Below are 16,505 nucleotides of genomic sequence, written 5' to 3'. Positions count from 1 at the left end.
TTTGCAAGGCAAAGCCCGAGGATAGGCAATGCGCCGACGTTCTTCCCTGCCCACGACGTTTCTCGTTCCGACGCTCGCCATTCTCCTGGTGCTGTCGATGGTGCCGACGCTCTATGCCATCGTCATCGCGCTGCAGAACCGTGAACTGAGCTCATCGGACTATTCCTGGGTCTGGTTGTCGAACTTCATCGATCTGTTCCTCGACCGGCGTTTCCTCAACGCCGTCTGGGTGTCGGTGAAATGGGAAATCGTCACCGTCGTGGCGACAATGGTGGTGGCGATCGGGCTCGGCGTGCTGATGTTCGAAGTGGCGTCGCCGCGGCTGCGCAACATCTACTGTCTGCTGTTCATCATCCCGGTGCTGTTGCCGCGCGTATCGGCAGCCTTCGTGTGGAAGTTCGCCTATCATCCGCTCTACGGCATCGCCACCTACCCCTACCGGCTCGTCACCGGTGGACTGATCTTCGATCCGCTGTCGAAGCCCTCGACGGCCTTGTTTGCCGTCGCCTCGGTCGATGTCTGGCAGTGGGGGCTTTTCTTCGCCGTCATCGTGCTGAAGCTTTTGGAGACCTTGCCACCGCAGCCGATCGAGGCGGCGCGGCTCGACCATGCCAGGCGCTGGCAGATCCATGCCTATGTGACCTTGCCGATGCTGAAGGCGCCGCTGATCAGCCTGATGTTCGTCAAGATGATCGAGTCGTTGCGTTCCTTCGACCTGATCTATGTGATGACGCGCGGCGGGCCGGGCGTGGCGACCGAGACGCTCGACATGTACGCCTTCTCGCAGGGCTTCATCGAATCCGGCAAGGTGTCCTACGCCTCGGCCATGGCGGTGCTGATGATGATCGCAACCGTCATCACCTTCACCATGCTGTGGAAGCGGGTGCAGGCATGAGGCCCCATCGCACAAGATTAGGCCTGATCATCGGCAAGACCATCCTGGCGTTTGCCGGCTTCATGGCGGTGTTTCCACTCGCCTGGACGGCGCTCAATTCGCTAAAAAACAATGTCGACATCATCACTCGCGTGCCGCGCCTGGTGTTTTCGCCGACATTCGACAACATCCGCTACATCATCGGCCGCGACAGTGTCATGACCGGGCTCTACAATTCGGTCATCGCCGGCGGCTGCGCCGTGCTGATCGGCGTCGTGCTCGGCCTGCCGGCCGCCTATGCGGTGGCGCGCTATCCCAACCGCTTCGCCGGCGACATCCAGTTCTTCGTTTTGTCGCTGCGCTTCCTGCCGCCGGTCGCGGTCGCCATTCCATTGATGGTGATCTGGCTGCAGATCGGACTCTACGACACTTTGCCGGCGCTGATCGTCACCTACTCGCTGCTCACCATCTCGGTGATCATGTGGCTCGCCATCCCTGCTTTCCAGAGCGTGCCGAGGGAAATCGAGGAAGCGGCCGTTGTCGATGGCTACGGGGCCTATTCGGTGTTCTGGCGGATCGCGCTGCCGGTTGCGGCACGCTCGCTGATCGGCGCCGTCGCCTTCAGTTTCGTGCTGGTGTGGAACGAGTTCCTGATCGCGCTGATGCTGTCGAGCTCCAACGCCAAGACCTTGCCAATCGTCGCTTCCGAGCTCTCGCAGCAAGGCATGAACGTGCCGTGGGGGATCCTCAATGCCTCGGTCGTGCTTTTGTCGCTGCCGCCGCTACTGTTCCTCGGCGTGCTCAGCGGCTTCCTGAATTCCGTTTTCCGGCAAAAAAAGACTTGATGCGAGGACTGACCGATGCGGGCACTGGTGCTTGAGAAAAAAGGCGAACTGTCGCTGCGCGAGATCGCGCTGCCGCTCGACGTCGGACCGGACGACGTCAAAATCGCCATCCACACGGTCGGCGTCTGCGGCAGCGACGTGCACTATTACACGCACGGCGCCATTGGCAGCTATGTCGTGCGGGCGCCGATGGTGCTCGGCCACGAAGCTGCGGGAACGATCGTCGAGGTCGGTGCCAATGTCGAGATGTTCAAGATCGGCGACCGCGTCTGCATGGAGCCGGGCGTGCCGAACCTGTCGTCGCGCGCGACCAGGCTTGGCATCTACAATGTCGATCCTGATGTCAGCTTCTGGGCGACGCCGCCGGTGCATGGCGTGCTTGCGCCTTATGCCGTGCACCCGGCCGCCTTCACCTACAGGCTGCCGGACAATGTCTCCTTTGCCGAAGGCGCGATGGTCGAGCCCTTTGCCATCGGCATGCAGGCGGCCAGCCGCGCCCGGATTGTTCCGGGCGATGTCGCTGTGGTCGTCGGCTGCGGCCCGATCGGCATCATGATCGCGCTTGCCGCCCTTGCCGGCGGCTGCTCGAAGGTGCTGATCTCCGATTTCTCCGCGCCCAAGCTCGAGATTGCCGCGCAATATGCCGGCATCGTGCCGGTCAACATCGGCGAGCAATCGCTGGTCGATACGGTCGCCGCCGCTACCGACAAGTGGGGCGCGGACATCGTCTTCGAGGCGAGCGGCAACCCGAAGGCTTTCGCCAACCTGTTCGACGTCGTGCGTCCGGGCGGCGCTGTGGTGCTGGTCGGGTTGCCGGTCGAGCCGGTCAGCCTGAACGTTCCGGCGGCAATCTCCAAGGAAGTGCGCATCGAGACGGTGTTCCGCTACGCCAACATCTTCGACCGCGCGCTGCAGCTGATCGCTTCGGGCAAGGTCGACCTCAAGCCGCTGATCACCGGCACCTATGCCTTTGCCGACAGTATCGAGGCCTTCGAACGGGCGGCGCAAGGCAACCCGCAAGACGTCAAGCTGCAAATCCTGCTCACCGGCGAGAAGGGCTGATCATGTCCGCTATTGTTTGTTCCCATGTCGACAAGGCCTATGGCGCCACCACCGTCATCCGCGATCTCAATCTCTCGATCGAGGAGCATGAATTCGTCGTGTTCCTCGGGCCCTCCGGCTGCGGCAAGTCGACCTTGCTCAGGATGCTGGCCGGGCTGGAGGACATCAGCGGCGGCGAGGTGTCGATTGGCGGCACAGTGGTCAACGATCTCGAGCCTGGCGACCGTGGCATCGCCATGGTGTTCCAGAATTATGCGCTCTACCCGCACATGACGATCTTCGACAACATCGCCTTCGGCCTCAAGCGGCAGAAGGTGCCCGCGGCCGAGATCCAGAAGCGGGTCGAGGCGGTGGCCAAGACGCTGGGCCTCGAACCCTACCTAGCCCGCAAGCCGACGGAGCTTTCCGGCGGCCAGCAGCAGCGCGTGGCGATTGCGCGCGCCATGATCAAGACGCCAAAGGTGTTCCTGTTCGACGAACCGCTGTCCAATCTCGACGCCAAACTGCGCAACCATATGCGGGTCGAGATCGCCCGGCTGCATCAGTCACTGAAGACCACCACCGTCTACGTCACCCACGACCAGCTCGAAGCGATGACGCTGGCGGACCGCATCGTGTTGCTCAAGGACGGCGTCATCGCGCAGATCGGCTCACCGGCGGAGATTTACAGGCAGCCGGGCAATCTGTTCGTCGCCGGCTTCATCGGCACGCCGAACATGAATTTCATTGACGTGGCGGTCGGTCAAAAGGACGACCGCTGGGCGCTGACCGGCGCCGGCACGACCTTTTCCATCGAAGGCTCCGGTTTCGACCTACGAGGCGTCCATCGCGCGGTGCTTGGGGTTCGGCCTCCGGACCTGAAGACCGCCGACGCCGGGGACAGTACCAACCTCCTGCAAGGCACTGCCGATCTCATCGAGTTCCATGGCAATGACGCGCTGGTGACGTTCGCCTGCGGCGGCAAGGAGGTCAGCGCGCTGGTGCCGGCCCGCGAATGCCCGGCGTTGCGCGCGCCGGTGCGTTATACATTCGAGGAGGACAGCGTCCACCTGTTCGAGGCGACGTCAGGTGTATCCTTGCGCAGAGCGCAGAAGCCTAGCTGATCGCGTCGAGCGCCTGCCGCTGGCGGTGCATTTCGAGAAAGATCTTGTAGTCGCGGTCGAAGCGGCCTGAGGCAGCGGGGTTCGAGGCGCGCGTCCTGCCGCCTTGCTGCATGGCGACGCAGGCGGCGTTCAGGTCCGGGAACAGTCCGGCCGCGGTGGCGGCGACCATGCCGGTGCCGAGCAGCACAGCTTCGTCGGCCAGCGGCTCGATGACAGCGCAGCCAGTGGCGTCGGCATAAAGCTCCATCAAAAGCGGGTTCTTGGTGTGGCCGCCGGTGACATGCAGCGTGTCGATCAAGTAGCCGTTCTCGTTCAGCGCCTCCAGCACATGGCGCACGCCGAGCGCGATGCCGACGGCGGTGCGCCAATAGAGCTTGCACAGGCTGTCGAAGGAGGAATCCAGCGTCAGCCCGCTGACCACGCCGACCGCATGCGGGTCGGCAAGCGGCGAGCGGTTGCCATGGAAATCCGGCAGTACGTGCAGCCTGGCGGCGAGCTTGTCGCCCTCTGCCATGCGTAGTTCGGCGACGCGCCTGGCAATTTTGGCATGCATGGCAGCGTCCGGCTCGCCGCCGGCGCCATGCCAGCGGATGATGTGGTCGAGCAGCGCGCCGGTGGCTGACTGGCCGCCTTCCGATAGCCAGAGTTTTGGAAGTGCGGCGCCATAGTAGGGACCCCAGACGCCGGCAAAGGGTTGCGGGTCGGGCGACATTGCCATGACGCAGGACGAGGTGCCGGCGATCAGCGCCAGATGCCGGCCGATATTCTGTTGATCGCCGGCGAAACCGCCGAGCACGCCGAGCGCGCCGGCATAGGCGTCGATGACGCCGGCGCCGACCCGGCAGTTCTCGGTCAGGCCAAGTTCCGCCGCCGCTTCCGCTGAGAGCGTGCCGATGTCGGCGCCAACGGCACTCGCCTTCTCCGGCAGGTTGCCGTGCTCGAACAGATCGCCGAGCCCGACGGTCTCGAAGAAATCGCGCCGCCAGCCGCTTTGCTCATGCGCCAGATAGGTCCATTTGGCAGTCAGCGTGCATTGCGAGCGTGCCAGCGACCCGGTCGACTTCCAGGTCAGGAAATCGGTGAGATCAAATAGATAGCCGGCTTCATGCCATGTGCCGGGCAGATTGCGCTTCAGCCACATCAGCTTCGGCGTCGCCATCTCCGGTGACATGACGCCGCCGATATAGTCGAGCACGGCGTGGCCGCTTGCCGTGCACTCGTCGGCTTCGGCAATGGCGCGGTGGTCGAGCCAGACGATGGTGTCCCAGCGCCGCTCGCCCGTCACCGACACACTGAGCTGGCCGCCATCCCTGTTCAGCACCACCAGCGAGCAAGTGGCGTCAAACGAGATGCCGACGATGTCTTGCGCCGCCACGCCTGCCTTTTCACGCGCGGCGCGCACGGCAATGCACACCGCCGACCAGATATCCTGCGAATTGTGCTCGGCGTGATCGGCCTTCGGCTGGTTCATGACGATCGGATGCTCGGCGCGGCCGAGCAAGGTGCCTGACGTGTCGAGAATGCCCGCGCGGGCGCTCCCGGTGCCGACATCGACCGCGCAAACGAAGCTTTTCGTCAAGATGCTTTTACTCTCGCTCCCAGGCCTGCAATCAGATCGGGCAATTGCAGCATGTCAGCGAATATAAAGTCCGGTTCACTCGACGCAAGCCGCGCTTTCAAGGCCGGGTTGCCGGCGTGCGACCCGCCGGTGAAGGCAAAGACGCGCATGCCGGCGGCGCGCGCAGCCGCGATGCCGGCCGGACTGTCCTCGACGACGATGCAGTTGCCAGGATGCGCGCCCATTGCGGCGGCCGCATGCAGAAAAAGATCCGGCGCCGGCTTGCCGCGCGCGACCATGGCGGCGCTGAACAGATGCGGCTCGAGCAGGCCGAGCAGGCCGGTGACGTCGAGCGCATAGCGGATGCGGTCGAGCGTACCGGAAGAGGCGACGCAGCAGGGTGCGCCCAGTTTCGGCAGGACCTCCCTGATGCCGGGTATCGGTTTCAGCTCCTCGCGGAATTTGCGCATCAGTTCGACGCGCATGTCGGTCAGCTGACCGTCGGTGATGTCGATCGCGAAATCGCGGCCGAGAATTTCGCGCACGCTTTTCATGCTTTTGCCGAGGAAGTGCTCGTAGGCGGCGTCCTCGCTGACCGAACCGCCGGCAGCCGTGATCATGCCAAGCAGGGCCGAGACAGACAGCGCCTCGCTGTCGACCAGCACGCCGTCACAGTCGAAGATGACCAGTTCGGGCGTCATTGCGGCTCGCGTCAGAGCTTGCCGGCGATGTAGCGCGTCAGCGTCGCGCGCGCCCCATTCGCCCACAGAACGTTGAGCGCATGGGCAAAGGCCTCGGCGAACGGCGCCGAGCGGCCGACATCGCCATAGATGTCCTCCATCGCAAGCCAGGCGCCGGGCTTGTCCTTCGCCGCCTTGGCCGTGGCCTGCAGCCGGTCCCAGCTCGGATCGTTGGCCTCGATGACGGCGCCGCTGTCGGTGGTGCCGAAGCAGTAGCGGCACCACAGTGCCGATTCCAGCGCGAGACCCGCAACGCTTTTGCCGGCTTTCAGCCGGTCGGCGATGGTTGGGATGATGAATTTCGGCTGCCGGTTGGAACCGTCGAGGCAAAGCCTTCGGATGGTGTCACCGATCTTCGGGTTGGAGAAGCGGTGCTCGATGAGCTCGTAATAGTCCTCCAGCACGGTATCCGGCACTGGCGGCACGGTCGGAATGATCTCGTCATGTTCGAGCTTGGCGAGGAAGCCGCGCACCAGCGGCTCCTGCATTGCCTCATGGACGAAATGGATGTCCATCAGTCCTGCTGGATAGGCGATGGTGGCATGGCCGCCATTGAGGATGCGGATCTTCATCAGCTCGTAAGGCGCGACGTCCTTGACGAATTGGACGCCGACTTTCTCCAGCGGCGGACGGCCGTCAGTGAAATGATCCTCCAGCACCCATTGCTTGAACGGCTCGCAGAACACCGGCCAGTTGTCCTCGAGGCCGAACTCCGTGGCCAGGATGCCGCGCTCGCGATCGGAGGTGGCCGGCGTGATGCGATCGACCATGCCATTGGGGAAGGCGACGTTGTCGCTGACCCAGGTGGCCAGATCTTCGTCTATCAGGCGGGCAAGGCCGATGACGCCGTCCGACGTGACATGGCCGTTGTGGGGGATGTTGTCGCAGGACATGACGGTGAACGGCACGATGCCGTCGGCGCGGCGGCGCATCAGCCCGGCCAGGATGAGGCCGAACACCGTCTTCGGCGTCGTGCCGGCCTGCGCGTCGGCGACGATGTCGGGATGGGTCGGGTTGAACTTGCCGGAGGCCGGATCGATGAAATAGCCGCCTTCGGTGATGGTCAACGAGACGATCTTGATGGCGGGATCGGCAAGCTGGTCGATGATGGCATCCGCATCGCCGGGCGTCAGGAAGTCGATCATGACGCCGGTGACGCGGGCGCTCATATGGTCGGAATCCTGCTCGACCACGGTGGTCAGCCAGTCCTGCTCCTGCAGCTTGCCACGACCGATTTTCTCGCCCTCGAAGACGCCGGCGCCGATCAACGCCCAATCATGGCCAATGCCCGCATTGAAGAGGTCGTCGAGATAGACAGCCTGGTGCGAGCGATGAAAATTGCCGACGCCGAAATGGACGATGCCGGCTTTGAGCCTGGCGCGGTCATATCTGGGACCGGCAACCTTGGCGGGGAGCTTGGCGAGGATGGAGGAAGAGAGTTTCATGGTCATCTGCTTTTACCCTTTGGCCGGGCTGCGGCCTGCGTAATCCCGGCCTCTTCTCCCCGTGGAGGGACGGGGAGAAGAGTGCCTTCGCCCCTCAACTCATCCACTGGCCACCATCGACATTGTAGGTCTGGGCGACGATGTATTCGGCGTCATCGCTGGCCAGGAACACGGCCATGCCGGTCAGGTCCTCCGGCTTGCCCATGCGGCCGTAAGGCACGCTCTCGCCGACCAGCCGCTTCTTCTCGCCCTTCGGCCGGTTCTCATACTTGGCGAACAGCGCGTCGACCTCATCCCACATGTCGCTGTCGACGACGCCCGGCGCGATGCCATTGACGTTGATGCGGTGCTTGACCAGGTCGAGCCCTGCCGACTGGGTGAGCGAAATGACCGCGGCCTTGGTGGCGCAGTAGACGGCGACCAGCGGCTCGCCGCGCCGTCCGGCCTGGCTGGCGATGTTGATGATCCTGCCGCCCTTACCCCTTGCGATCATCGACCGGGCCGCGGCCTGCAGCATGAACAGCGTGCCGGCGACATTGACCGAAAACAATTTGTCGTAGCTCGCCTTGGTGATCTCGATGATCGGCGCCAGGTCGAACAAAGCGGCATTGTTGATCAGTATGTCGAGGCCGCCGGTTTTTGTCTCGACCGCCTTGACCGCCGCCTCGATCGAAGCGAGGTCGGAGACGTCGAGCCTGACCGCATAGGCCTTGGCGCCAATCTCGGAGGCTGTCTTTTCGGCAGCCGCCAGATTGATATCGGCAATAGCGACGGTCGCGCCCTCGCGCACATAGGCTTCGGCGAAGGCTCTGCCTATGCCCCGCGCGGATCCGGTGATCAGCGCCGATTTGCCTTTCAGCCTCACTGCGTCAGCGCCTTTCCGTCGGGGCCGAAGCGATGCATCCGAACTTTGTCGGGCGTGAGGTAGATGGTGTCACCGTGACGGACAGGCATTTCGCCGTCGGCGCGCACGGTCAGCGTGCCGACGCCATCGGCCTGGACGTGCAGGAAGGTGTCGGACCCCAAATGTTCGGCAACGCCAACAGTGGCTTTCCAGTCGCCCGCCGTGGTCGAGATGTTCATATGCTCGGGACGGATGCCGATGGTCTTGGCGTTGTATTTGGCGGCCGGCGCGCCTTCGATCAGGTTCATCTTCGGCGAACCGATGAAGCCGGCCACGAACAGGTTCTTCGGCGACTTGTAGAGCTCCATCGGCGAGCCGACCTGTTCGATGTTGCCGGCGTTGAGCACGACGATCTTGTCGGCCATGGTCATCGCTTCGATCTGGTCGTGGGTGACGTAGATCATCGTCGTCTTGAGCTGATGATGGAGTTCGCTGATTTCCAGCCGCATGGTGCCGCGCAGTGCGGCATCGAGGTTGGACAGCGGTTCGTCGAACAGGAAGGCCGAGGGCTGGCGCACGATGGCGCGGCCGATGGCGACGCGCTGGCGCTGGCCGCCGGAGAGCTGGCCGGGACGCCGTTCGAGATAGTTGGTGAGGTTGAGCACGCGGGCCGCGTCCTTCACCTTCTTGTCGATCGTCGCCACATCCTCGCCCGCCATCTTCAGCGGGAAGCCGATGTTCTTGGCGACCGTCATATGCGGGTAGAGCGCATAGGACTGGAACACCATGGCCAGCTTGCGCTTGGCCGGCGCCTCGCCGGTGACGTCACGGCCATCGATGTTGATGGTGCCGCCGCTGGTGTCCTCAAGGCCGGCGATGAGGCGCAGCAGCGTGGACTTGCCGCAGCCCGACGGGCCGACGAAGACGACGAACTCGCCATTCTCGATGACCAGGTCGAGACCCGGAATGATGACCGTCGATCCGAAATGCTTGGAGACGTTCTTGAGCGTGATGTTTCCCATGGTTTCCTCCCCGAGGGGTAACTATTTGGTTTACGCAATTCCGGACGGAAAACCGCTAAATACTTTTCCTGGAATTGCTTTAGCCGGTTGCTTCAGGCAGTTTCGGTTTACTTCACGGCTCCGAACGTCAGGCCGCGCACCAGCTGCTTCTGGCTGAACCAGCCCATGATCAGGATCGGGGCGATCGCCAGCGTCGAGGCCGCCGAAAGCTTGGCCCAAAACAGGCCTTGCGGGCTTGAGAACGAGCTGATGAAGGCCGTCAGCGGCGCGGCCTCGGTGGTGGTCAGACGGATGGTCCAGAACGCTTCGTTCCATGCCAGGATGATGTTGAGGAGCATGGTCGACGCTATGCCTGGTATCGCCATCGGGGTCAGCACATAGGCGATCTCGCCCCACAGGGTAGCGCCGTCCATGCGCGCCGCTTCGAGGATTTCGCCAGGGATTTCGCGGAAGTAGGTGTAGAGCATCCAGATCACGATCGGCAGGTTGATCAGCATCAGCATGACCATCAAGCCGATGCGGCTGTCGAGCAGGCCGGTGTCGCGGAAGATCAGGTAGATCGGGAACAGCACCGCGACCGCCGGCATCATCTTGGTCGAGAGCATCCACATCAGGATGTCCTTGGTCCGTTTGCCCGGCGAGAAGGCCATCGACCAGGCGGCCGGAACCGCGACGATCAGGGCCAGGATGGTCGAGCCGACCGAGAGCAGCACCGAGTTGAAGAAGAACTTGAAATAGCCGCTCTGCGCCTGAACCTCGGTATAGCTCTCGAACGTCCCCGACGGGATCAGGGCGAAGCCCTGGATGGCCTCCTGCTCCGACTTGAACGAGGTGATGATCGTATAGAGGATCGGGAAGAAGATCAGCAGCGCGACGATCCAGGCGGCGCCGGTCGCAATGACCTTGTGTTGGGTGGTGACTGCACGTGCCATCGTATCCTCCCTTACTTGTCCAGGTTCTTGCCGACCGCGCGCATGGCGAAGAAGGCGACGATGTTGGCGAGAATGACGGCGATGACACCGCCGGCGGATGCCTGGCCGATTTTGAACTCCAGCAGCGCCTTCTGGTAGACGAGGAAGGGCAGGTTGGTGGAGGCGTAGCCGGGGCCGCCATTGGTGGTGACCAGGATCTCGGCATAGACCGACAGCAGGAAGATGGTCTGGATCAGGATGACGACGGTGATGGCGCGCGACATGTGCGGCAGCGTCAGATAGATGAAGCGGCTGACGAAGCCGGCGCCGTCCATCTCGGCGGCTTCCTTCTGCTCACCGTCCAGCGACTGCAGAGCAGTCAAAAGGATCAGCGTGGCGAAGGGTAGCCATTGCCAGGCGACGATGATGATGATTGCCGTCATCGGATGCTGCCCGAACCAGTCGATCGGTTGAGCCCCGAAGAAGCGCGCAATGTCGGCAAAGACGCCGTATTGCGGGTGCATGATCATATTCTTCCAGACAAGCGCCGCCACCGGCGGCATGACGAAGAACGGTGAGATGACGAGGATGCGCACGATCCCCTGTCCCCACATCGGCTGATCGATCAAAAGCGCCAGCAGGATGCCGCCGATGACGGTGATCAGCAGCACGCTGCCCACCAGAACAAGCGTGTTGAGGATCGACTGCAGGAAGGCCGGGTTGGAATAGAACAGCGCGTAGTTGGAGAAGCCGACGAAGCCGTCGCGGATCGGATTGAGCGGATTGTACTGTTGGAAGGAGAACCACAGGGTGATGACCAGCGGCACGATCATCCAGACGAACAGCAGCACCACGGATGGCGCCATCATGAAGCGGGCAAGCGAACGGGTCTGCTGAGTAGCCATGACGGTCACCCTTCAAGGTCAGCCAAATTTTCAAGTGTGTGAAAGGGGCCGCCCGAACTGGGATTCGGGCGGCCGTTGCCGGCCAGGAAGGCGGCCGGCAGTCGGCACCGGGAGGAGCCTTACTTGATATAACCGCCTTCGGTCATCGTTGCCGTGGCGGCGTCCTGGGCTTGCTTGAGCGCATCGTCGACGCTCGACTGGCCGGCAAGTGCCGCCGAGAACAGCTGGCCGACGGTGGTGCCCAGCCCCTGGAACTCGGGGATGGCGACGAACTGGACGCCGACATAGGGCACCGGCTTGACGGTCGGGTGTGTCGGGTCGGCGGCGTTGATGGAGTCCAGCGTCATCTTGGCAAAGGGCGCCGCCTTCTGGTACTCGGCATTGGCGTAGAGCGAGGTGCGCGTTCCCGGAGGAGCGCTGGCCCAGCCTAGCTTGGAAGCGACGAGCTCGGAGTAGTGCTTGCTGGTTGCCCAGGAGACGAACTTCTGCGCCGCGTCAGCCTTCTGCGTACCGGCCGGAATGGCCAGCGACCATGCCCACAGCCAGTTGCCGCGCTTGCCGAGACCGGTGTCAGGCGCGAGCGCATAGGCAACTTTGTCGGCGACCTTCGAGCTCTTGGGGTCAGAGACCATGGATGCGGCGACCGTGGCATCGATCCACATGCCGCACTTGCCCTGCTGGAACAGCGCCAGGTTTTCGTTGAAGCCGTTGGACGAGGCGCCCTCGGGGCCGTCGGCCTTCATCAGGTCGACATAGAACTGCAGCGTGTTCTTCCATTCCGGCTGGTCGAACTGCGGCTTCCAGTTCTCGTCGAACCAGCGCGCGCCGAAGGAGTTCGACATGGCGGTGAGGAAGGCCATGTTCTCGCCCCAGCCGGCCTTGCCGCGCAGGCACACGCCGTTCACGCCATTGGCGCGGTCGGTCATCTTGTCGGCGGCCTGCTTGATGAAGTCCCAGGTCGGCGCGTCGGGCATGGTCAGCCCGGCCTTGTCCATCAGGTCCTTGCGGTACATGACGAAGGAGCTTTCGCCGTAGAAGGGCGCGGCGTAGAGCTTGCCGTCGACCGAAAGGCCGCCGGCAATGGCCGGCAGGATGTCCTTGGCGTCGTAGTCGTCGCCGAGCTTGTCGAGCGGCAGCAGCCAGCTCTGCTTGGCCCAGATCGGAACCTCGTAGGTGCCGATGGTCATGACGTCGTACTGGCCGCCCTTGGTGGCGATGTCAGTGGTGACGCGCTCGCGCAGCACATTCTCTTCGAGCGTGACCCAGTTGAGCTTGATGTCGGGGTTCGCCTTGGCGAAGTCGTCCGTCAGCGTCTGCATGCGGATCATGTCGGCGTTGTTGACGGTGGCGATGGTGATGGATTCGGCATGCGCGGCGAAAGCGAAAGCGCTGGCCGACAACAGGCCCAGAGTGAGCGTGCGAAGTTTCATCAAATTCCTCCCATGAACCAAGATGAGCATTTGCCTTGGTGCTGAGCAATTACTCACTTGGCATTAATTATGTCAAGCCGGATTCGATGCTGCAGCGCAGCAAGCAAGGCGCCGCGCGGTGTCGGGCGGGGAGAGAATATTGAATGGATTCGGGGTAGCCCGTCGGGGCGCGAACATCAGGGCGGCTTGCCATCGCAACCCCATCAATCATGGAGCTAGGGGCCAGCCCTCAGCCGTGGGCCGGATAGCTTCCGATGGAATATTCGAAAACCCGGCCGTCGCGAGTTTGATTGGCTCTGGTCAGCATTTCCGTCACCCGGATCCAGCTAGGTTCGTCCTTGCGCAGCCTAACTTCCCGGCCGATTGCCTTTACGGCAGCTTGAAATGGCGTGAATGCTTCGATCGCGTGCGTCACGCGCACGGTGTTGTTTTCGATTTCTTCAACGCGATAGACTTTCATCAGCCCGCTGATCGGTCCTGTTTTCAACTTGCACAGGATTGATCCCGTTGGATTGGCCGCCACAACCACGAGCCCAAGCCAGACAGGCGATATCGACAGTGTTTTTCTCAGGCTTGGTTAACCGGGCTGCCCGATAGCCTGCTTGTCCCCGAAAAGCGAAGCTTTCGTGGATCTGCGACTCGACCTTGCAGAGTTCATTCCCGGAACCATTCCGCGAATCGTTCGGGCCTCATGCGCAGGCGATCTCGGCCAGGATCCAGTCACGGAAGGCCTTTATCTTCGGCACGTTGCGGCGGGCCGTCGGGTAGACCAGCCAATAGGCGTGCCCGTCGTCGCCAACCAGGTCGAAGGGCTGGATCAGGCGGCCGGCGGCGAGCTCGGTCTTGAACAGCGCCGTGGTCAGGATCGCCACGCCATGGCCGGCGATCGCCGCATTCGCCTCATAAGCCTGCGCGCCCATGCTGGTGCCGGTGCGATTGGCAAGTTCGTCCGCCGGCACTCCGGCAAGGGCGAACCATTCCCGCCACCAGATGTCGCCGGGATCGAGAATGGGCAGTTTGAAAAGGTCGGCCGGTTCGTGGACGCCACCAATGCTGGCGGCGAGCGCCGGGCTGAGCACCGGGGTGAAATCGGCCTTGAACAGAAGGTGCGTTTCCACCCCCGGCCATTTTCCGCTGCCGGAGCGGATGGCGATGTCCATGTCCTCGCGGGTGAAATCGATGACCCTGTTCGAGGTATCGACGCGCACGGCCAGCGACGGGTGCGACAGTTGGAAGGAGCCGAGATGCTGCGCCAGCCAGTTCGAGGCGAAGGTCAGCAGCGTCGACACGCAAAGCACGCCATCGGCGCCGCCGCGTGCGGCCGAATACGCGCTGCTGATCAGACTGAACGCCTCGCTGACGGCGGGCGCCAGGCGCTGCCCGGGTTCGGTCAGCACGATCTGGCGCGGCTGGCGCAGGAACAGCGGCGAGCCGATGCGCTCTTCCAGCAGCTTGATCTGGTAGCTGGCGGCGGCCTGGGTCATGCCCAGCTCCTGCGCGGCCTTGGTGAAGGAGAGATGCCGCGCGACGGCTTCGAACACCCTGATGGCCTGCAGCGGCGGCAGTTGGGCAAGCTGTGGTGCCTTGAGTTCGGGCATAAGCCCTCCTTATGGGTCATGATCGACGTTTGATTGGAAGCCGGAGCCGATCAGACCGATATCTGGCGTGGACGATCAATCCAGTTCAAGCATAGCGGAGGCTGAAGATCATGACCACGGTACAGCAAAAGCTCCATTCAACCCCGGCGCAGAGCTGGTTTTCCGTGCTGGCGCACGAATTTTCGCTGCTGGTGAGCCGCAAGCGCGGCTATGTCGACGTCAGGGACCTGTCGCCGCATCTGCAGCGCGACATGGGTTTCCTCGATGGCAACGACGTTGGCGGGCGGCACAAATAGCCGTGCCGATTTTATCGCCAGCTCAGGCGCTGTCGAGCAGGGCCGTGGCGGTCCGCTCGTCGGTGATGAGGCCGTTGACCAGCCGCCGGTTCACCGCCGCCAGAATGCCCGGCAGCTTGCGCTCGCCCATGGCCAGCGCAATGACCAGCGACTTTTCGCGTGACGGCAAAGCGGCCGACGACACCCGGTCGTTGGTGATGCCCTCGATCATGCGGCCTTCCCGGTCGAACACCCAGCCGACGATCTCGGCGACGCCGCCGGCCTTTTGCAGCGCCTTCAATTCACTTTCCGAGATGAAGCCGTCCTCGTAGAGCGGCGCCTTCGGGCCGAGATCGCCAATGCCGACAAAGGTGACGTCGGCCTCGGCCGCCAGCGCCAGCGTCGGCTGGATCATCGGCTGGGCAAGCAGCATTTCACGCTCTTCGGGCGACGAGGCGATGACCGGCAGCGGCATCGGGAACGAGCGCGCCTTGACCCTGTCGGCCATGGTGAAGATGACGTTGTAGAAGGCGGCAGAACCGTCGGGCGAGATGTTGCCGGTCAACGACACCACCTTGTGCTGCGAGCACTCCATCGGCGGTAGCTGCTCGATCGCCGCCTTCAGAGTGCGGCCGGTGCCGATGGCCATAACAATCGGTGTCGGCGACCTAAGCCGCCGTTCGATCTCAGCCGCGGCCGCCTCGGCGATACCGATCGTGGTCGAGGACGAGGTCGGATCGCTCGGCACCACTTCGACCAGGTCGAGCGCGAAGCGCGACCTCAACCGCGCGGCCAGGTCGAGGCAATTTGCGATCGGGTGGTCGACGCGCACCTTGATCAGCCCTTCCGACACCGCCAGCGACACCAGCCGCTGCGCTGTCTGCCGGGAAATGCCGAGCGTGGTGGCGATCTGGTCCTGCGTGTTGCCGGCAACATAATATAGCCAGCCGGCGCGCGCCGCATCGTCCAGCCTATTGCTGCCGCCATCCTGCCGCGAATTCAAAGTCCGCCTCCCAAGCCCGCCCCTTCTGAGCGAAGCGCCATAGTCTTGCAGGGAATGCGTCGGCGCGCAATTGTCTATCGAGAGGGCAATTGCTTGCCGCGTTGACCCGATTGCGACGAGGCAATCGCCACGGCCAAAATCGCCTGCACATGGCTTCGGCGGTTTATCTCCCGGTACAAACGCTTTAAGGGGATCGGCAAAAGGAGCCTCGCGCATGACGCCGAAAGCGGTTTTCTGGGATATGGACGGCACGCTGGTCGACAGCGAGCCGCTGCATGAGGCCGCCCTGGTGGCGGCGCTGCGCAGCGTCGGTGTCGCGCCGCCGTCCAACCTGCATGAGCGCGTGCTGGGCATCGCCGCCGGACCGGTCTACGAGATGCTGCGCAGCGAGTTCGGCCTCGACCTGCCCTTCGACGACTGGATCGTACGCAAATATGACCACTATCTGCCGATGGCCGAGACGCTGAAGCCGCGCCCCGGCGCGATCGAAGTGTTCAACGCATTGCGCGCGCTCGGCGTGCAGCAGGCGGTTGTGTCCAATTCCGACCGGGTGATCGTCGACGCCAATCTGAGCGCCGTCGGCCTGATCTATCCCGGCATGCGCACGATCAGCCGCAACGACGTGCGCGAAGGCAAACCCCACCCCGAGCCCTTCCTGCGCGCCGCGTGGCTCGCCGGCGTCGATCCTGCGGATGCGGTGGCGGTCGACGACAGCGTGACCGGCGCCACATCCGGCCTGGCGGCGGGGATGCGCACGATCTTCTGGCCGGAAGCGCCGATGGAAGGACCGCCCGGGGCTGTGGTGATCAACAGCGCGGAAGAGTTGCGGGCTCAGTTGGGGCTCTAAGCGTCAGCATTGGGGGAAGGGCGGCGAGCCTGAAACCAGTCCC

The 16,505-nt window shown here is 63.4% G+C and carries 17 protein-coding genes; 6 read left to right on the top strand and 11 right to left on the bottom strand.

The genetic code is table 11. The annotated features are described in order from the left end of the window. Positions 1 to 28 precede the first annotated feature (28 nt). Genes AC1D1L_RS17705 through AC1D1L_RS17690 form a run of 4 tightly spaced genes read left to right on the top strand, consistent with a single transcriptional unit; the run spans position 29 to position 3,884 of the window. Positions 29 to 895 (top strand): carbohydrate ABC transporter permease, encoded by an 867-nt coding sequence (locus AC1D1L_RS17705; RefSeq protein WP_477342784.1) that lies wholly within the window; start codon positions 29 to 31, stop codon positions 893 to 895. Next, positions 892 to 1,719, top strand: coding sequence for a carbohydrate ABC transporter permease (locus tag AC1D1L_RS17700; protein ID WP_477342783.1), 828 nt, complete (start codon positions 892 to 894; stop codon positions 1,717 to 1,719). The genes AC1D1L_RS17705 and AC1D1L_RS17700 overlap by 4 nt, the downstream gene beginning before the upstream one ends. Positions 1,720 to 1,734: 15 nt before the next feature. Then, complete coding sequence (locus tag AC1D1L_RS17695; RefSeq protein ID WP_477342782.1) at positions 1,735 to 2,781, top strand: NAD(P)-dependent alcohol dehydrogenase; 1,047 nt, start codon at positions 1,735 to 1,737, stop codon at positions 2,779 to 2,781. A gap of 2 nt (positions 2,782 to 2,783) precedes the next feature. Then, positions 2,784 to 3,884 (top strand): ABC transporter ATP-binding protein, encoded by a 1,101-nt coding sequence (locus AC1D1L_RS17690; RefSeq protein ID WP_477342781.1) that lies wholly within the window; start codon positions 2,784 to 2,786, stop codon positions 3,882 to 3,884. Here the strand turns inward: AC1D1L_RS17690 and AC1D1L_RS17685 are convergent. The 10 genes from AC1D1L_RS17685 to AC1D1L_RS17640 form a co-directional block, all read right to left on the bottom strand. Beyond that, positions 3,877 to 5,463 (bottom strand): FGGY-family carbohydrate kinase, encoded by a 1,587-nt coding sequence (locus AC1D1L_RS17685; RefSeq protein ID WP_477342780.1) that lies wholly within the window; start codon positions 5,461 to 5,463, stop codon positions 3,877 to 3,879. The genes AC1D1L_RS17690 and AC1D1L_RS17685 overlap by 8 nt on opposite strands. After that, positions 5,460 to 6,143, bottom strand: a complete 684-nt coding sequence (locus AC1D1L_RS17680; protein WP_477342779.1) for an HAD family hydrolase — start codon at positions 6,141 to 6,143, stop codon at positions 5,460 to 5,462. The genes AC1D1L_RS17685 and AC1D1L_RS17680 overlap by 4 nt, the downstream gene beginning before the upstream one ends. A gap of 11 nt (positions 6,144 to 6,154) precedes the next feature. Next, positions 6,155 to 7,633 carry a mannitol dehydrogenase family protein gene (locus AC1D1L_RS17675; RefSeq protein WP_477342778.1) on the bottom strand — a complete coding sequence of 493 codons (1,479 nt, stop codon included), beginning with the start codon at positions 7,631 to 7,633 and terminating at the stop codon, positions 6,155 to 6,157. 88 nt (positions 7,634 to 7,721) lie between these two features. Continuing rightward, positions 7,722 to 8,492, bottom strand: coding sequence for an L-iditol 2-dehydrogenase (locus tag AC1D1L_RS17670; RefSeq protein ID WP_477342777.1), 771 nt, complete (start codon positions 8,490 to 8,492; stop codon positions 7,722 to 7,724). After that, positions 8,489 to 9,493: an ABC transporter ATP-binding protein gene (locus AC1D1L_RS17665; protein ID WP_112560003.1), complete on the bottom strand. Its 1,005-nt coding sequence runs from the start codon at positions 9,491 to 9,493 to the stop codon at positions 8,489 to 8,491. The genes AC1D1L_RS17670 and AC1D1L_RS17665 overlap by 4 nt, the downstream gene beginning before the upstream one ends. Before the next feature lie 107 nt (positions 9,494 to 9,600). Beyond that, entirely contained in the window at positions 9,601 to 10,425 is an 825-nt protein-coding gene (locus AC1D1L_RS17660) for a carbohydrate ABC transporter permease (RefSeq protein ID WP_352582655.1), read from the bottom strand. 11 nt (positions 10,426 to 10,436) lie between these two features. Continuing rightward, positions 10,437 to 11,309 (bottom strand): carbohydrate ABC transporter permease, encoded by an 873-nt coding sequence (locus tag AC1D1L_RS17655; protein WP_352582657.1) that lies wholly within the window; start codon positions 11,307 to 11,309, stop codon positions 10,437 to 10,439. Positions 11,310 to 11,428: 119 nt separating this feature from the next. Then, a complete protein-coding gene (locus AC1D1L_RS17650; protein WP_352582659.1) occupies positions 11,429 to 12,739 on the bottom strand; it encodes an ABC transporter substrate-binding protein in 1,311 nt (436 codons plus the stop codon). A 229-nt stretch (positions 12,740 to 12,968) separates the two neighbouring features. After that, positions 12,969 to 13,268: a hypothetical protein gene (locus tag AC1D1L_RS17645; RefSeq protein ID WP_477342776.1), complete on the bottom strand. Its 300-nt coding sequence runs from the start codon at positions 13,266 to 13,268 to the stop codon at positions 12,969 to 12,971. Between the two features lie 160 nt (positions 13,269 to 13,428). Then, positions 13,429 to 14,337: a LysR substrate-binding domain-containing protein gene (locus AC1D1L_RS17640; protein ID WP_112559998.1), complete on the bottom strand. Its 909-nt coding sequence runs from the start codon at positions 14,335 to 14,337 to the stop codon at positions 13,429 to 13,431. A 110-nt stretch (positions 14,338 to 14,447) separates the two neighbouring features. Between AC1D1L_RS17640 and AC1D1L_RS17635 the strand changes: the two genes are divergently transcribed. Beyond that, complete coding sequence (locus AC1D1L_RS17635; protein WP_352561978.1) at positions 14,448 to 14,633, top strand: hypothetical protein; 186 nt, start codon at positions 14,448 to 14,450, stop codon at positions 14,631 to 14,633. Positions 14,634 to 14,655: 22 nt separating this feature from the next. On the opposite strand, the gene AC1D1L_RS17630 is transcribed toward AC1D1L_RS17635, so the two are convergent. Next, the gene (locus AC1D1L_RS17630; RefSeq protein ID WP_477342775.1) at positions 14,656 to 15,615 is read right to left on the bottom strand and encodes a sugar-binding transcriptional regulator; all 960 of its coding nucleotides are present in this window, start codon (positions 15,613 to 15,615) and stop codon (positions 14,656 to 14,658) included. A gap of 214 nt (positions 15,616 to 15,829) precedes the next feature. Here AC1D1L_RS17630 and AC1D1L_RS17625 point away from each other — a divergent pair, with 214 nt between their 5' ends. Continuing rightward, on the top strand, positions 15,830 to 16,462 hold the full coding sequence (locus AC1D1L_RS17625; RefSeq protein WP_477342774.1) for an HAD family hydrolase: 633 nt from the start codon (positions 15,830 to 15,832) through the stop codon (positions 16,460 to 16,462). Positions 16,463 to 16,505 lie beyond the last annotated feature (43 nt).

This window comes from Mesorhizobium sp. P2_D6, assembly GCF_056404315.1.
This window is presented reverse-complemented; position numbering and strand designations above follow the sequence as displayed.

What these genes read in the sequence shown, in the direction of transcription:
- AC1D1L_RS17655 (WP_352582657.1), bottom strand. Translation starts at nt 11,309, where the DNA reads ATGGCTACTCAGCAGACCCGTTCGCTTGCCCGCTTCATGATGGCGCCA.
- AC1D1L_RS17690 (WP_477342781.1), top strand. Translation starts at nt 2,784, where the DNA reads ATGTCCGCTATTGTTTGTTCCCATGTCGACAAGGCCTATGGCGCCACC.
- AC1D1L_RS17700 (WP_477342783.1), top strand. Translation starts at nt 892, where the DNA reads ATGAGGCCCCATCGCACAAGATTAGGCCTGATCATCGGCAAGACCATC.
- AC1D1L_RS17705 (WP_477342784.1), top strand. Translation starts at nt 29, where the DNA reads ATGCGCCGACGTTCTTCCCTGCCCACGACGTTTCTCGTTCCGACGCTC.
- AC1D1L_RS17635 (WP_352561978.1), top strand. Translation starts at nt 14,448, where the DNA reads ATGACCACGGTACAGCAAAAGCTCCATTCAACCCCGGCGCAGAGCTGG.
- AC1D1L_RS17680 (WP_477342779.1), bottom strand. Translation starts at nt 6,143, where the DNA reads ATGACGCCCGAACTGGTCATCTTCGACTGTGACGGCGTGCTGGTCGAC.
- AC1D1L_RS17625 (WP_477342774.1), top strand. Translation starts at nt 15,830, where the DNA reads ATGACGCCGAAAGCGGTTTTCTGGGATATGGACGGCACGCTGGTCGAC.
- AC1D1L_RS17695 (WP_477342782.1), top strand. Translation starts at nt 1,735, where the DNA reads ATGCGGGCACTGGTGCTTGAGAAAAAAGGCGAACTGTCGCTGCGCGAG.
- AC1D1L_RS17640 (WP_112559998.1), bottom strand. Translation starts at nt 14,337, where the DNA reads ATGCCCGAACTCAAGGCACCACAGCTTGCCCAACTGCCGCCGCTGCAG.
- AC1D1L_RS17675 (WP_477342778.1), bottom strand. Translation starts at nt 7,633, where the DNA reads ATGACCATGAAACTCTCTTCCTCCATCCTCGCCAAGCTCCCCGCCAAG.
- AC1D1L_RS17665 (WP_112560003.1), bottom strand. Translation starts at nt 9,493, where the DNA reads ATGGGAAACATCACGCTCAAGAACGTCTCCAAGCATTTCGGATCGACG.
- AC1D1L_RS17660 (WP_352582655.1), bottom strand. Translation starts at nt 10,425, where the DNA reads ATGGCACGTGCAGTCACCACCCAACACAAGGTCATTGCGACCGGCGCC.
- AC1D1L_RS17650 (WP_352582659.1), bottom strand. Translation starts at nt 12,739, where the DNA reads ATGAAACTTCGCACGCTCACTCTGGGCCTGTTGTCGGCCAGCGCTTTC.